The sequence below is a fragment of the Methylorubrum salsuginis genome (assembly GCF_900114375.1).
Lineage (GTDB): Bacteria > Pseudomonadota > Alphaproteobacteria > Rhizobiales > Beijerinckiaceae > Methylobacterium > Methylobacterium salsuginis.
Genome location: NZ_FOSV01000042.1, coordinates 1 through 16340, shown reverse-complemented (window position 1 = coordinate 16340; position 16340 = coordinate 1). Strand labels below are relative to the sequence as shown.

Here is a 16340-nt window from a genome sequence, read left to right as displayed (position 1 = left end):
GTCGTTGAGCGCAGCGACGCGCCCCACATCGAGGATGTCGGTCATGGGAAGCCTCGGAGAGGAAAGGGGAGGGGACGTTCGGCGGCCGGGACGGCGCTGCCGCTGAGCGACCCAGGCCGTCGGGGCGGCCCGGGCGCGGATCTCGTGAGGCGAGCTACGCTTCGCCAGGCGGCAGCAGGGCGAGTTCGGTGGCCTTGCGTAGGATGGTCGGCTGGGTGGGATAGTCGCGCCAGCGCAGTGAGAAGACCCGGCCGTTGATGCCGATCACCTCGGCCTCCCACCACCCCTCGTCCGGGCCCTCATGGGCGAGCACGACGCTGCCCAGCCCGATCTCGGCGGGATCCCGCGGCTTGGGCTGGCCAACGAAGGTGCGATCGCCGGGACGGGGTGGGTTCGATGCTGCGGCCAGTGGCGAACCGGCCCCAGACCCGGTTACCTTCGGACCAGTCGCACCGAAGGCGCTGGCTTGCGATGCGGCCGGGTTGGCCTTCCGCTCGGCGCTGCCTGCCGTGGCGGTGGTTGTGCTGTTTGGGTCGGCCGGACCGGCTTGGCGGTTGTCCCCACTAGCCGTTGGCGACGCCGTCTTGGCCGCGCTCGCCCCGTGTACCGGGCCCGATGCCGCCCCCCGACCTGTGCCTGCGGTTGCTCCCGGCTCGGAGGAGTCTTGGGACGACGACGCGGACGCCGCCTGCGGTCGCGGGGCGGCTCCATGTTGCGACTGCGGCGGAGCGGACTGCATACCGCCGGGCGGCTTGCCGGTCTTGGAGGATCGTTTGGCGAGGGCGTGGCGGGTCATCGAGAGTCTCCGGAAACGACGAAGGCCCCCGGAGTGGGGGCCTTCTGGCAGGTGCGGCGGTGAGGGGAGAGCGACCGGTCACGGCGATCTCGGCACGTGGGCGGCCGGGGCCGCGGGCGTCGTGGTCGTCGGACCATGGGGCATCTCCTCGGTGTCGTCGGCCGGGGGCAACGGCTGCAAACGGCACGACCGATCAACGTCACCAGTATGACTGAAACGCCCGCAAAGTCAAGATTTTAATCCTATAAGCGTTTTGGCAGCCATGCTCCGACTGTCACGCTGGGACCGGTTGTGGTCTTCTCAGGTCGGACGCCTTTGAGCTCACTACGACGTCGGCTGGCCCTGCATCGGCTCTGCAGTGCCTACGAGCACGTCAAGGAGTGCCGTCCGCTGATCCGCCCCCGGTGATAGGTGTATCCTAAGGTATGGGCGGTGGGTCGGGACAAGGACGGGCAGGTAGATAGGAATGAATATATTGAAGATCGCCGTCAGGTCGCCGAGGGATCGTTATCCGGCTGGGGCTCGCTTGGCACCAGACCCGTGAATACGCCGGTCAGGCGCAGGAGCACGGGACCGGAGAGGTCGTCCCAGAGCTGCGGGGAGAGATGGGCCTCGCCATCGGTCCAACGCCAGCAGCCGCCTTCGCTGCGCTCGACATCGTGGAAGCCGGCGAAGAGGCCGGGCGTATCGAGCGGAATCTCGTGCCAGCCGGCACCGTCGCTGACCGCGATGCTACGTACGATCACGCCGAGCCGGCGTACGTCGCCGCCCGCCGCTCGGAAATTCGGCGACACGAGCCGCACCTCCAACACACCGTCCGGCACGAGGAAGCGCAGCTCGTCCTGGCTCGAGACATGCGGGGCGACGATGCCGTCGTCCGCCACGAGATGAAGGTCGGGCGCGGTCCGCGTCGGCATGATTGCCGGCAAGACCGCTTGTTCCGGCACAGTCCGAGCAAGACCGCGCTGCCGGCCCCACCGACGCGTCATGATCGCGATCAGCGCCCTTGTTTTCGGCCACTTGATGTTCCAATAGGATCCCATTTCGGCATCCGTACCCTCAGGCCTCAACAGCACTAGTCCGCTGTATGTATAGAGCGTCATTTCACCAATAAATAATTTTTCGTCAACGAGATAAAAATCGACACGGCAGTGATCTATCTTTGCGCATAGTTTCTCGGCGACCGTCAGCGCCAAGTCAAATTGCACTGGTTTTTCGGGGAGAGTGAGCGGAGGGTATAACCCCTGCCACGCATTACGTCGCCAGTTCCGATCCACGAAGGCGAATGGCTGGGCGCGATTTTGCCTCATACCGATGTATTGAGCGAATCTGGCCGTTCCATCGAAAACGAACACTTTGAGCTCCGCTGGCGGCCGACCGTCCGAGCAGACCAAAAGCGTTTCGACAATGATTTGAGGGGGGATGTCGAGATATCCGGGCTCCAGTTGGTCCGTGCCATGGCAATGGGCAAGCCATGACTTTGCCTGAGCAATGATCTGATATCGATCAATGGCTTCGTCTTGTGTGACAATGATCGTTTGACCGCAACCATGCGAGCTTTTGATGACATACGGCCGGGGCAGCACGTCGAATGGGATCGCTCTTGGATCTTTGCCGGCCCACAATTGCGGTATCAGCATAGACGAAAAACCATGCGCGGCGATGTAGTCGCGCGCGGCTATCTTGTCGGATAGCTGTGTAAATAGAGGTGAATCCTCGAACAGCTTCCTCCATTGCATTTTTTCGCTGAAACGGACCGGATTGAAAAGGTCCGCCTCGCGCTTCATGGCGATTCGATAGCGCAGCTTGATCGCATCGATTTGCGTTTTCCAATGTTTCAAGCGATCCGACGCCACGGCCCAAAGGATGGCCGACAGACAGGCCTTGATGCGCTGCAGAACAAAGGACATGCATCACTCAATGATACGACGGTAGAACCCATTCGAGCAGGTTCGGCCCGCCTCGTATTCTCTCGCCTGCTATGAGCCGGGCGCAACCGATCGTCCGAGCCGTCGGCGCGCTTCGATGCGCTGCTGCGCCTGCGCAGTGTCAGACTGCGGCGCGTCAGGCTCACACCGATCTGCCAGGGCGACGACGCGGACGGTCGGAGGCCGGGATCGGGCACGCAACGCTTCCGTACCCCGAATTCGCTCGAGCGAAGGGGAGGGAACGGACGGAACGCTTCTCACGCCTGTTCACCGCTGCTTTCCCTTGGGAGCCCGGCAGCACGACGGACGTCTTGAGAGTGCAGTCAGTCCGGCGCATGGAGAACCTCGAAATCCGGCATCCCCCAACACTGAAGGCCCATGTCGGAAGCCATGATGCCCAGCCCTTCCGTTTCGATTTCGCCGCGCTCCCAGTCGGGATGGGCGGGGCGGACGCTGTCGTTCGCAACACCGTATCGGAAGGCCGGAAAATTCAGTCCGTCCCTGTGATGATCTGCTTTGACGAGGAGGACCGTTCCGCCGACCGTGTCGAGCGGCACCAGGGACTGTCCGCGATAGCTGTCGAGATGGCGCGTGCCGTGATGGGTCCAGCCGTTCCGGTCGAAGGTCGGGCCGCCGGGGCGCGTCACGCAATGCGGCTGGACGATCTCCCGTCCCGTGGCCATCAGCTTCTGAATCAGGTCAGGCGGATAGCGAATAACGTCGACATCGAGCCAGAGAACCCATGTCTCGTCGCGCAAGGCCGAGAACAGCAGGTGGTTGCGCGCCCGCGCGAGCGTGGTACGGCGGGCCCTCTGATAGGCCGGGCTCCAGCGCGGGACCTGCGCGGGCATGTTGAAACCGAAGTCGCGCTTGACTAGGCTGACTCTTCGGCACCGGCGTTCGAGCCTCTCGACGAGGTCTTGGGCCAGCGGCCACGTCGCATCGGTGCTGTCGCTCTCCAAGAGACCGATGGACAAGACCTCGGCAGGGTACTGCAGGGCCTCGATACGCTCGACATAAGCCGGCAGATGGGAGACGCAGTTCTTGATCGGAGTCAATATAACCACGGGCGCTTCGAGTAACGAATCGTCCATTGGCAACGCGTTCCATCCGCAAGTCACATCATCAACAAGAATGCCATGCGGCATCGGCTCGACCGGAGTCAATGCGCTCCCCCGTTCGAGCGCCTGGCGATGCCTCCCGTAATCGATCCCGCTTCGCTCCGCGCAGAACTTACCGCCTGCCGCGAGCAGCTGGATCCGTATCCGCAGGACCGCTTCACAGGCAGCGGCATCGTCATCTGCGCCGGAGGGGCCTCAGTTTTCACCAATGCCTACGTCCTGATCCACGTGCTCCGGACCCTCCTCCGGTGCGCGCTCCCGATCGAGGTCTGGCATCTCGGCGACGGCGAGATGTCCGCGCGCATGCGATGGCTGCTGCGCAACCTTTCGGCCGAGCCGGTGGATGCGCAGGCCGTGATGGCCGACCAGGGCGTGCCGGTGAGCGACGGCTGGCAGCTGAAGAGCTTTGCTCTGGCGCATTCCTCGTTCGCCCGCGTTCTGCTGCTCGATGCCGACATCGTGCCGGAGCGGGATCCGGCGGAACTGTTCGAGTGGCCGGAATTCGAGGCAACCGGCGCAGTGCTCTGGCCCGACATCTGCTCCTTGACGGACGAAAATCAGATCTGGAGCGCGTGCGGCCTTGCCTCCCGCACGACGCGCGCCGTCGAGAGCGGGCAGGTGCTCATCGACAAGTCCCGCCATTGGGACGCGCTGCAGATCATCGTGTTTCTCAACGCTCAGCGCGAACACACCTATCGCATGGTCTACGGCGACAAGGATCTGTTCCTGATCGGCTTTCTGCTGACGGGGCAGCCTTACCACGTGGTCCCGCACCTGCCGCTCACCGACCAGCCATGGTGCCTGTTCCAGAGGGATTTCGCGGGCGATCGGCTGTTCCAGCATCGGTGCGGCGCCAAATGGCGCTATCGCGGGCCTCAGGTGGACGTTCCCGGCTTTCGCCACGGGGAGGCCTGCGAGGAAGCCCTCGCGACGTTGCGGCGCCTCTGGAGCGGTCGCATCTTCCACGCGCCGGCGCGTTCACCGGAGGCTCTGGCGGAGGAGGCGAGGCTCTCGGCAGTGCGAACGGTCGAACTTGTGACGCCCGGCGAGGCCACCCTCACATTAGACCTGCTTGAGGGGGGCGACATCATCGACGGCAGCCTCTCCGACTTCGCGCACTGGTACTGCGTCGGAGGCGAACCGCTCGCCCTGGTCCTACTCGATCGCTTTCAACGCGCGATGCGGTTCGAATTCCAAGGGGAGGGGTGCTGGGCCGAGGGTAGTGCAGCGGCCTCCGTCCTGATCGAGGGGCATCGGGCGAACTCAGGCCACCGCGCAGCGGCTTCGGACACGTCCTGGGACTGGGCAAAATCGCATTATCGTTTCGACGACGACGATCGATGAGACGGCGCCCACGCGTCCTGCTGATTGCGCCGATCCGACCGGCCCGAAGCGGCAACGGCCTTGCGATGCGCGTTGCGCTCTTCGTCGAAGCCGCCGAGAACTTCGCCGAACTCGATGTCGTGGTGGTTCCGGTCGCCGGGGCGACCTCTGCTCCGCTCCCGCCCTTTCGGGAGACGACACGCTTGCACGAGGCGCCGGCCTCTCCGAACCGGACCCTGTCCCTGATCGGCCGCATCCCGGTCGAGGCGCGGGCCGACGCCCTTCGGGCCTACGGGCGGCCCAGCTTGAGTGGGCTCCTCACCGCCGAGGCTCACCACCTCGTCGCCCGCCTCGCGTCCACGCGATCGTTCGACCTCGTCGTCGTGCTGCGCACCTACATGCTGCCGCTGGCCGAGGCGGTCGCCGACACCACGGCCCTGGCCCTCGACTTGGACGAGGACGATCTGAACTCGGCGCTCAGCCAATCGCGGATCGCGCTCGCCCATGGTCGGAGCACGCGCGCCGCATGGCTGATGGCGGATGCGACCGCGATCGATCGGATGATTGCCCTTCACGAGGGCCGACTGGCCGCGTCGTTCACCTCGTGCGAGGGCGACGGCACCACGCTCAGGCGACGCCATCCCGGCCTGCGCCCCATCATCGTGAACAATGCCGTGGCGATCCCCCGGGTGCCGACGCGTCGGCACGACGGACAGACCCTTCTGTTCGTGGGGGCGTTCGGGCACCTTGCCAACGTCGACGGTATCGCGTGGTTCGCCGAGAGCGTGGTTCCGCGGCTGCACCGGCGCCTGCCGTGGGGCTTTCGCGTCATCGTCGCGGGTAATGGTCCACCGCCCCGCGTGCTCCAGCTCAACCGGCACCCCCGTATCGAAATCGTCAGCAATTTCGAGTCCGCGGCGCCCCTCTATGCCCGGGCCACGATTGCCATCGCACCGTTGCGGTTCGGCGGCGGCGCGCGAACCAAGATCATCGAGGCGGCCGCGCACGGCGTCGCGTGCGTCGCGCACAGGGCGAGCGTCAACGGGAAGCTGGCCGACGCCGGCTGGGCCGCCGGGAGCGCCCCCGACTTCGCGACGGCCTGCGCCGAAGCCTTGCAAGACCCCGAAGGCCGCCGGGCGCGCGAAGCGTCCGGCCGAGCCATCGCGCGAACGGTCTACGATCGAAATGCGGTGATCGCCCGCCTCACCCGGCAGCTTGCGCACCTTGTGCCGCTGTGGTGAAACCAACCCGTCGAGGCAAGAAAGTCGAAAGCAGTGCCTGAGGATACGGTGTTTGAGCAGACTGCCTCGCTCGAATTGGTCGAGGCAGGCGATGGATACGTGCTCTACGACGAAGCGCGCGATCGCGTGCATTTTCTCAATTCAACGGCGGCGATCATTTATGAGCTCTGCGAGGGCGGACGCGGCCTCGTCGACATCGCGCGGGAACTGAGCGACGGATTCGCGCTCGATGCGCCGCCGGTCGACGAGGTGGAACGATGCCTCGAAGGCCTCGCAGCGGAAAACCTGATCCGCCGGCTCTGATGATCCTGGCCCGCACGCTCAGGCGGACGTTCCTGTTGCGCGGGCCCTTGCCGGACGACGGCTTCCCCTTCCTGCAGGCCGATCCGCATCTTCCGGCTCCGGCGGAGCGGACGGAGGTCGTCGATATCGAGCCGCGCGGCGACGGATTGGTGGCGATGACCTGCTCCTGGTACCGCCACCGGGATCGCCCTTCGATCGGATCGGCGCGCGCGCTCGCCCGCTTTCTCGATGAGGCGATCTTTCGGCTGGCGGTGTCGGACGAGGGCGCGGCGCCGACCGTAAACGGGAGCGTTCTGCGCATAGACGGGATTCGCTGCCTTCTCGTGAGCGAATTCGAGGACGATCCGTGCGATCTCGCCGTCGCCCTGATCCTCCACGGGGCCGCGTTCGAGGGGATCTACCGCATCTTCCTGCATCCCGACGGCGTCGTGGCCCATCCGGTCAAACCCCGCCTGAAACACAACCGTCTTATCGCCGCCGGCCTCTCCCCGTCGCACCTCGAATGGCCCACGCTGCCGTTGAACCGCGACACGGCCTTGTGCGCGATCGATCCGCGCATGGCCGGGGTCGATTGGTCAGTGGAGGAAGGACCGATCGAAATCGTCCTGTTCGTGGAACGCAACGAGGGCGGCCGCCCGGCAATCACGCGGATCGGTGGCGAGACGGCCTTCGCCCGACTACTCCGGAACATCCGATCCACACAGCGGCTCGACTTGCGTGCGTTCATCGGTCTTCGCACGATAATCCACAACGCTCAGCCGTTTCGCGTATCGATGGGAGATGCCGTCTCGGCGGCCGCCCTCATCATGGAGCAGAGGACGTACCTGCACCGTTGACGAGCCCAGTCGCCTCGGGCAGGCTCGCTCGCCTATACACTGGAGGCAGCTCATGCAGTCTAACGCGACCAAGAAGCAGGAACAGGTCACATCGACCACTCACGGCCGAACGGTAAGCGACCGTGCGCGGCGCATCATGGGCCGCACGCGTTATCAGGCACCCGCCATCAAGTCCTACCCGATCTCAGGCCAAGACCAAACCGGCCCGATCACGATGATGGGCCAGCAGACTGGCTCTCCCGAATAGTCAAGACAGAGTTGGCGCGTCATTTTATGCCGCCATAGAGTGAAAATAGACCGTGAGGCCAACGCCTCGCGGCAGAAATGGGAACAAGCATGGTGCGCGTGTGTCAACAAGTTCTATACTTCTTGTTTAATTAAATCTCGGTCCATGTCAAAACCGGAAATGGTGTTGATGGGCCCGCGCACAAGCTTAATTGGTACCTAATGTCGGTCACGGCCGCAATCATCGTCCGCAATGAAGAACACTTCCTCCCGGATTGCATTCGCAGTCTGGGGGATTTTGTCGATGAAATCGTTGTTGTCGATACCGGGTCAACGGACGGCACGATCGACATCGCTCGTGCTGCTGGCGCATCCGTGACGTCATTCGAGTGGAACGGCGACTTCGCTGCAGCTCGGAACGCGGCTCTCGAAAAGGTCGCCACGCCCTGGACGCTGTACATCGATGCCGATGAGAGGGTGTCCTTACCGGGCGGCGGGCGGATTGAGCAGGCGCTCGATCTGACTGAGCATGCGGGCGGCTACGTGCGGTTCCGGCCGCGTCCTGGCTATTCGCGCTACCGCGAGCCGCGCCTGTTCCGATCGGACCCGTCCATCCGCTTCAAGGGACAGATCCATGAGACCATAGTACCGGATCTCGTCGCTTATGCCAGGGCGCATCACTTGACGCTTCCGATGACGCCGGTTTGCATCGATCACTTCGGTTTCGAGGGAGATCAGTCCCATAAGGTCTTGCGCAACATTCCTCTGCTCGAAGCCGAAGTGGGAGCGCATCCCGACCGCGCCTACTGCTGGAATCATTTGGCGGAAATGCTTGAGCTGGATGGACGCATCGACGAGGCCATCTCGGCCTGTCATCGCGGCTTGGCCAGCACCAGCGAGGACGGTTCCATCAAGGATCGTATGGACCGCCGTCAGATCGCGCAGACGCTTGCACGTCTTCTGCTCGAAACGGGCGAAGAGGCCGACCAAGTGATCGAGCGACTGCTGCAGGAAGGCCATGACGATTTCGCGACGCTCTATCTCGCCGGCCGTCTCGCCTTGCTCCGCGGTGACGCTGATAGTGCGCTGCGTATCGGTCGGCAGCTCACGGCCATCGACACCGACGCCCTTGAGATCGGCATGATCGCCTACGACCTGCGGCTGTTCGGCGAGTTCGCCTGGGCGCTTCTCGGCGGCGCCTACCATCAGGCCGGGCGGCGCTCTGAAGCCGGGGAGGCTTATCAGCAAGCGTGGCTGCGTGCCCCCGGCAACATGGCCTATCTCGCCAAGGCGGCCGCCCTCGGTGCCGCCGTTGGCCGGCCATCGGACGCATCTCAAGCGAATCCGGCCTGATCTCATGTGAGGTCGAAGGATGCGGCATCGCTGGACGCGACCCGCAGCGTTTCGGTCGCTTCACTCCGTCGAGTTTACGCGTGTCGTGCGCCTTTTCGCCCGATCAGCCTTACCTCTGACGACGTGCTGCGAGCATCGCTCGAAAATCGGCCGCCGCCTTTCGTTAGAGCCGACAAGCTGTAGCGCGACATCGGCCCTTGCCGGCACCGCAGCGCCACGCCGCGACCGCGCCCCCGCCGCGCGTTGCGGCGTCGAACAGGCTCAAGACACTTTTCCGGTCGAGCCAGTTGAGCGGTGCCCGCCGCGGGTCGGGTTGCCACAAGGGGGCTGCACAGCAGTGATGAGATGCATATTGTGAACCACCTTGTGCAACTCGCGATCATATCCTGAGCATTCTGGGCGTGCGGCGGCCTTCGGCTCGCGCGCGACCGCAGGCGTGACAAACCGGAAGACCCGACGTGAGCGACCCGAACAACTTCGTCCTGCTCCGCATCCTCGGCAACGATCTGCCACCCCGCCACGAGAGCGGTCAGACCGTCCGAAACCTGCGCTTCGCCCTGGAGAACGAGCCACCGCTCGCCGGCTGCACCAAGATCTGGATCCTCAACCGCATCGTATGCCGGCGCGTCGAAGCCGAATTGATCGACCTCCTCGAACAGCATGGACGGCGCTACGACCGCATTCCCTTCGACGCCGACGCCTATCGCCGTGTCGGCTGGAGCTTGGAGCACACGTCCACGACGGGATACCCTGGTGAACCGGCTTGGGACGGGATCCCCGAATACGAGCGACAGCGGATCGACGACAAGACCTACGAGTTCAAGAACCTCTACCTCATGAACAACAACGGTGCGCGCAACCATGCGCTCACCCTCGGGCGTTCCCTGGCACGCTGGGTGCTCCCCTTCGACGGGAACTGCTTCTTCACTGCATCCGCATGGGAACGGCTCCGGGCGGATGTTCTGGCGCAACCGCACCTTCCCTACTTCATCGTTCCGATGGCGCGCGTCATCGACAACGCCGCACTCCTCGAGCCGGACCGCCCATTCCCGGCCACGCATGAGCCGCAGGTGCTCTTTCGGTCCGATGCGCGTGAGGCTTTCGACGAACGCTTCCGCTACGGGACGCGGCCCAAGGTCGAGCTTCTGATGCGGCTCGGCGTGCCCGGTATATGGGATTCCTGGGAAATCGATCCTTTGGAGCTGAAACAGCCCGATCCGTCACCGGATGCCGGTCGTTTCGCTGAGGCTGGCTGGGTCGCCCGCCTGTTTTCCGGGAGTCCCGAACAGGAGGGCGCGACGGCGGAGTCGATGCTGGCTCGCGGTCTCGCGCGGCGCTCCGCCATCCTGTCGATGATCGATGGGCTGGATGAGCGCCTGCTTCGCGAAGACTGGGAGGCCGGACTTCAACCGTCGGCTCTTGAAGAGTTGGAGCTTGGGAGCCGCGGCGAGGACGGCAGCGAGGCATCCGAGCACCGTGACGACGAAGCGGCCCGTCCGCGGGAGGTTCTCGACGAAGTCTACGGCTTGACGCTCGCGTGGATGCGCACAGGCGTTGCGCGGAAGGCCGAACGCGCTGCGGCCATCCTCCGGACTTGGTTCGCCGATGAGCGAGCGCCGACGGACCCGCGGCCGGATCCTGCACCGGCCGGCACGGAGAGTGCGCGGCGCTTCGCCCGGGCCGTCTACGCCCTGCGTCGAGGGGGAGCCCTGTCCGAAGGCGACGAGGCCACGTTTCGGGAATGGCTCAACCATCGAACCGGCCAGCCCGCGGAGAGCGATACAGCGCATCCTGCCCGGGCGGTCACGCACGCCGCCAGAATCGCCCACGATCTACGACACCTGACCGTCGCCGCCTGCCTCGGTGACGCCCGCGGTGTCATCGACCTGCTCAAGGCGAACGATTTCCGACTGTATCGCTTGACCGGCCGCGACGGAGGGCGACGGTGAGCCGCGCCTGGAGACGCGCTGATCAGACGGGCTTTTCGTCCCGCTACAACAATTGGCTCAGTCGTCGCAGCAGTTCTGAGCTGCCGCGCCGGGACGAGGCGAGCGCAGGCCCGCATGCCAGCCCAGGACGGTGCGGCCGCCGGCTCGCGCCTTTGCCATTGCGATCAGGCTCCGACGACGCGGCTCGTCGAGGAACGGACAGGACGCCAGAAGGGCGAATAGGTCGACCCTAGCCTCGCCCGGTGTCGAGACACCCGCCTCTGGATCGATTAAGGCGCCGCCCCTCGCTTCAACCGGGGACACGTCGTCCCGTCCGACCGAGGCCCAGTAATCGCGGAACTTGAAGTCATCTCCGAGGGGGCGATCGCTGATCTTAAGCCATGTCGCCGGGATGCCGTAGGCGTGGGCGACGATGAGCCCGTGCAAGGAACTGGACAGGATCTGGCGACAGGAGAGCACCGCGTCGATCACCGCCCTGACGCCTGCGGTGATGTCAATCAAGCGCACGCTGAGGCCGGACGGCAGACGCGGAAGTGGTTCGGTCCCCGCCTCGCGAAAATGTTGGATGAGGCCGATGTCATAATGCGGTGCGACATCCGGATCGTAGAACAGCGGTAGCAGCAGGGCTGGATCGCCCATCGGGAGATCAGGCGCGCCGCCCGCCTCGACCACCCGCCGGGCCGTCAAAGGTCCGCGCACGGCAGCAATCTGCTCCACCGGTATGTCCAACGCGTCGTTGCTTCCAATGAAGCCGCTTCCCCAGACGACGGCCTCGGCGGTGGCGGTGCGAATGCCGCTGCCGACGACGTAGTGGATCGGGGCCAGCCCAGCCGCGTCGGGATGCAGGCTGTTGATCACCGGCCGCTCCGCCAGCATCGTCACGAGCGGGGCGTTGAGCTTGTCGCCCCAATTATGCGCGACCGGCAGGTCAATGGGCCAGCGGACCACGATGGGAGGCCCGCTCCGCTCTGCAGCAACCGTCAAGGCCCGGGCGAAAGGGTCGGCGGTCTCGTCGGCAGCGGGCGGCGCCGTCTGGTCGGGCTGCGCCGGGAAGGTGCACGCCTCGCCGTCAGGTTCCGCGGCTCGGCGCAGTGTCGGCGTATTGAGATGTGGCTCTCTAGGTGCCAAGCCCGTGAACACACCGGAGAGACGTAGCAACACGGGACCACACATGCCGGCCAAAAGCGCATGCGAGAGATGCGCCTGCCCATTCGTCCACCGCCAGTGCCGGCCCTCCTGACTCTCGATCTCATAGAAACCGGACTGCAGTCCCGGGTCGTCCAGTGCGATTTCGCGCCAGCCCGCGCCGTCGCTGACCGCAACGGATTTGATGATCACCCCAAGTCTGCGTTTGTCTGGGCCCGGGGCGGCAAAGCTTGTTGATATGAGAAGCAACTTGCTTGTATTGGACGGTATGAGGAAGCGCAATTCGTGTTCATCGATCCACGAGGGCCCCAGTACGACCCCGTCGGCCAACAGGTACACGTCATGCGCTTCGGCCAGTTGATGATCACGTTGCTGCTGAGATATAATCTTGATTTTTGCCGCCCGGCCAATGAGCACCTCTTCAACCAATCGATCGGCCATATTTTCGGCATAACTCAGCAAATTGCCGAGATAGTTTGGAAGACCTTGCGTGAACTGGACGTTCTCGCCAGCGTAGCGCAACGGCTCAAGACGCGCGTGTTCATCGACGACTGTGTCACTGGCCGCGGAGTAGCGTCGTGACTGAGCCTCCATCACGGCAACAAAGCGATCCCTGCCACTCTTGAGCGCCTCGAACGGTTCGTCGTAGTGGAAACCATGTCCCGGCTCGCGATCTGCGAACGAACGGTATTGTAGGTATTTGATAGCAACCTTGCTCGCAAACTGTTCAAAGCTCCGGACCGGAAAATGGCAGAGAACAACATCCGAAAGTGGCTTTGCCTGGCAGGTAACACCCGCCGCCGAAAACCCGTGATTGCCTGCCCAGAGCCGCGCCCCGTCAGTCGAGCCGATCCGAGCCGGCACCAGAACCTTATGCTGATCCGAGCGAGGCGGAGTCCGGCTCTGCAGACGTATGACGGGATTAGGCTCGGGATTGGCATCATCGGCAGGCGACCAAACGAAGTTCGACCAGGGAACGGACAGTAGTTCGTTCTCGACGGCCAAACGCTCCCGGAGACTTTGACCGGGCGGCAGTTCCAGGAACTCATCGGCGTCTAAAGGAATGACCCAATCCGCCCCATACGCGTCGAAGGCGCGCCGCATAAGACCGCTCATGCGGAGTGACTGGTCATACCCTATTTCTGCTTGGCGCAGGAGGACAAGCGGAAGCTTCTGCCGTTGTAATGCGCTCAGAATCGTGTCTGTCGCATCGCTGCTACCATCCTCAAAAATGATGATCTCGTCGAGCATGCTTGAATGATGACGCACGAATGGCTCAATGATATCGGCCTCATTTCTGACCTGGACGATACCAATCAGTCTAGGGCTCATCGGAATGCAGCCTTCTGTACGCTACTGAGGCCGAACGTCCGCACCGGAAGAGGCTACGGCTCGCCAGATCACCGAGCGATCGACTTCATTCAGCTCTGACAATGCTACGAAAGTCCGGCAGACCCAGCAACGTTCTGAATGGGACCGCATCATCAACCAGCCCCCATCAACCCATTGATTTGTTTATACAATGTGACCTCAATGAGGCGCGTCGAGATGAGGACACACGTCATGGCGATCTTGCTCCCAGCTGTAGGGCGGACCTTAGGTGGTAATCGGATCGCTCTTGCCCCAAAACTGGGTCGATAAGGCATATCTAGTGGACATGATGTAAAGCGCCGTTCGGTCGATGCCAAGCCGTTGCGTCCGCCCTCCAAGGCCGTCAGTCCCGTCGAGTTGGTACTCCATGGCTGGCCCGATAGCCCGTCGGACATCGACACCAAAAATTTCGGCAAATCCTCCTTGCTCCTCGCCATGACGGAGGCTGGCCCCTGCGTCCGGTAGTGGACCGAGCCGGCGACACCATACTCCGCCCCCCATAGTACCCTGGTCAATTCCAGCATATTTAACTGCGAAGCCGCTTGGATAAGCGTGCCTCGGTTCGCGGGCAAGCGAGGCGTCACACGCACGTCGCTTTCAGAGATAGATAGCGCAGTTGCTACAACATGAAATTGAACAGTCAAATAACAAATCCGTGCAAACTATCCGACATTCAGTACATAATCGTACAAGCTGGCGGCTTTGGAACACGATTGGGACGACACACGCGAAACAAGCCAAAGTGTCTAATTTCTGTGAACGGTCGGCCGATCATTTACTCATTATTCGATCGATTTCCCAGCGCAAACTTTATCGTTATCATAGATCATCTAGCCGACGCGTTTGAACGATACATTAGCCTGTTCCCGCCGCGCGTACCTGTTATAACGGTGAGAGCAAGCGAGAAAGGGACTGCTGCAGGATTGAAGGATGCTGTCTTGCAGCTTCCTTCCGACGATGAACCGTGCCTGCTGGTATGGGGCGATTTACGGCTTGGCGACCTTCCCGATGCCATCATCGGAGATCGGTTGCGCCTGGGTTTAACATCGGATTTCTTGTGCCGCTGGTCGTGGTCCGCCAAGACGGGCCTCGTCGAAGCAGCCTCCGATGAGTTCGGTGTCATGGGCGTGTTCGGCATACCGAGCCGCCGCATCCTCGCGGGTTGCCCAGATGGCGGGGAATTCGTCGAGTGGCTGGCCGAGAGCAATGTCCCGCTTGATCCGTTTATGGTACGCGACGCGGTCGAGATCGGAACGGTCGCATCACTGGCGGCACAGAGACGAAATTCGTCACCAGCCCGCTACTTCAACGTTGTAGAAATTTCGAAACATACCGTCACTAAAGCTGCGCGCGACCCGAACTTTGCTCATCTCATCCGCGATGAAGTTCTCTGGTATAAAACCGTCGCTGGACTGGGATTTACAAATATTCCTACATTGTTGAAAGAGGCGCCGCTGACGCTAACGCGAGTGCCCGGCCATCATCCGTTTGAACTCTCTTTAGATTCTGCCGGCCAAACACGCGTCCTAGGTAATATCATCGAGGCGTTGGCCGATTTACACCGCCGCGACACACAGCCTGGATCAGCAGCCTGTACTGCGCAAATGTATCGTGAAAAGCCCCTCAACCGCTTAGAGGCGGTCGAGCAGCTCATACCGAAACTGACAAGTTGCAAGAAATTGCAAATAAACGGCAGGATCTGCCGCAATATCCTCCACCCTAGCAACAAGGCGTGGTTCAATAGACTCGTTGATACGCTCAGCACCGAAACATTCGTGCCGATTCATGGGGACCCAACTTTCTCTAATATTCTGATCGATACAACTGGCAAGCCTTTGTTCATCGATCCACGTGGTCGCTTTGGTGATTCGCCGCTGCACGGCGATCCACGTTATGACTGGGCAAAGGTCTACTATTCTGTTGTGGGCGGGTACGATTTTTTCAACGCAAAACGGTTTGAGCTTCGCATCGGCAACAACTCTATCGATGTCAACATAGACAATCACGGATGGGGGCACTTGAAGCCCATTATTGAACGATACCTCGACGATGATCTTGTAGATGTGCAAATAATTCACGCTCTGATCTGGCTTTCGCTGAGTGGCTTTGCCGTTGACGACTATGATTCCATCATCGCCGCTTACGCCTTAGGGCTGTTCTACCTGGAAGATTCCGCGCGTTGATACATACGGGCATTCTGAACGTAACCGCCGGCACGCTTAACTTAGGCGCTATGACATGTCCTGCAATACACGTACAGCATAATGCGCTGAGCATTCGCTGCCCCATAGGAAGCACATATGAGCCCAAGCGCGATAGTGATCCAAACCTTCCCGGCTCAAAAAATCAGCGATGATGTCTATAGTGCGGAAACCATGACAGCAGGTGTTGGAGCCGTCCATTTTAGAATTTCAAAACGCCTGACCTGACCGGCATTTTGGACCGAGCCGATTGAGAGGCTACTGCATGGTGGCGGCCATGGGTAGCCGGAAGGCTCGATCCGGGACGGTGACGGGCGCAGGTGGCCGGTAGCCCAGCGACGAGTGCGGCCGGACGCGGTTATAGGTGTTCTGCCAGAGGGCGATCACAGTCTGCGCCTCCCTCAACGAGTAGAAGATTTCTTGACGTAGGCACTCATCACGAAGCTTGCCGTTGAAGCTTTCGCAGTACCCGTTCTCCCACGGCGAGCCGGGTGCGATGTACTGGATCTGCGGTCCGACCTTGGCGACCCACTTGCGCAGCGCCTTC

The 16340-nt window shown here is 62.5% G+C and carries 12 protein-coding genes; 7 read left to right on the top strand and 5 right to left on the bottom strand.

The annotated features are described in order from the left end of the window. Nucleotides 1-154: 154 nt before the first annotated feature. The 3 genes from BM140_RS26505 to BM140_RS24425 form a co-directional block, all read right to left on the bottom strand. Nucleotides 155-313 carry a hypothetical protein gene (locus tag BM140_RS26505; protein WP_244535627.1) on the bottom strand — a complete coding sequence of 53 codons (159 nt, stop codon included), beginning with the start codon at nucleotides 311-313 and terminating at the stop codon, nucleotides 155-157. Between the two features lie 971 nt (nucleotides 314-1284). Beyond that, complete coding sequence (locus BM140_RS24430) at nucleotides 1285-2706, bottom strand: ATP-grasp fold amidoligase family protein (RefSeq protein WP_091952029.1); 1422 nt, start codon at nucleotides 2704-2706, stop codon at nucleotides 1285-1287. Between the two features lie 341 nt (nucleotides 2707-3047). Next, the gene (locus tag BM140_RS24425; RefSeq protein ID WP_091952027.1) at nucleotides 3048-3872 is read right to left on the bottom strand and encodes a glycosyltransferase family protein; all 825 of its coding nucleotides are present in this window, start codon (nucleotides 3870-3872) and stop codon (nucleotides 3048-3050) included. Here BM140_RS24425 and BM140_RS24420 point away from each other — a divergent pair. From BM140_RS24420 to BM140_RS24395, 6 genes are all read left to right on the top strand, one after another. Continuing rightward, the gene (locus tag BM140_RS24420; protein WP_091952025.1) at nucleotides 3864-5189 is read left to right on the top strand and encodes an alpha-mannosyltransferase; all 1326 of its coding nucleotides are present in this window, start codon (nucleotides 3864-3866) and stop codon (nucleotides 5187-5189) included. The genes BM140_RS24425 and BM140_RS24420 overlap by 9 nt on opposite strands. 65 nt (nucleotides 5190-5254) lie before the next feature. Next, complete coding sequence (locus BM140_RS24415; RefSeq protein WP_165616551.1) at nucleotides 5255-6409, top strand: glycosyltransferase family 4 protein; 1155 nt, start codon at nucleotides 5255-5257, stop codon at nucleotides 6407-6409. 48 nt (nucleotides 6410-6457) lie between these two features. After that, complete coding sequence (locus BM140_RS24410) at nucleotides 6458-6712, top strand: PqqD family protein (protein WP_165616550.1); 255 nt, start codon at nucleotides 6458-6460, stop codon at nucleotides 6710-6712. Then, nucleotides 6712-7548, top strand: a complete 837-nt coding sequence (locus BM140_RS24405) for a hypothetical protein (RefSeq protein ID WP_091952019.1) — start codon at nucleotides 6712-6714, stop codon at nucleotides 7546-7548. Before BM140_RS24410 ends, BM140_RS24405 begins: the two co-directional genes overlap by 1 nt. A gap of 447 nt (nucleotides 7549-7995) precedes the next feature. Beyond that, nucleotides 7996-9126 (top strand): tetratricopeptide repeat-containing glycosyltransferase family 2 protein, encoded by a 1131-nt coding sequence (locus BM140_RS24400; protein ID WP_091952017.1) that lies wholly within the window; start codon nucleotides 7996-7998, stop codon nucleotides 9124-9126. A gap of 458 nt (nucleotides 9127-9584) precedes the next feature. Continuing rightward, a complete protein-coding gene (locus BM140_RS24395; protein WP_091952015.1) occupies nucleotides 9585-11075 on the top strand; it encodes an alginate lyase family protein in 1491 nt (496 codons plus the stop codon). 57 nt (nucleotides 11076-11132) lie between these two features. On the opposite strand, the gene BM140_RS24390 is transcribed toward BM140_RS24395, so the two are convergent. Continuing rightward, nucleotides 11133-13553: a glycosyltransferase family 2 protein gene (locus BM140_RS24390; protein ID WP_091952013.1), complete on the bottom strand. Its 2421-nt coding sequence runs from the start codon at nucleotides 13551-13553 to the stop codon at nucleotides 11133-11135. Nucleotides 13554-14218: 665 nt separating this feature from the next. Between BM140_RS24390 and BM140_RS24385 the strand changes: the two genes are divergently transcribed. After that, the gene (locus BM140_RS24385) at nucleotides 14219-15775 is read left to right on the top strand and encodes a phosphotransferase (RefSeq protein ID WP_091952011.1); all 1557 of its coding nucleotides are present in this window, start codon (nucleotides 14219-14221) and stop codon (nucleotides 15773-15775) included. Nucleotides 15776-16051: 276 nt separating this feature from the next. Here the strand turns inward: BM140_RS24385 and BM140_RS24380 are convergent. After that, nucleotides 16052-16340 (bottom strand): integrase core domain-containing protein (locus tag BM140_RS24380; RefSeq protein ID WP_131803932.1); only part of this gene is annotated, 289 nt, incomplete at its 5' end.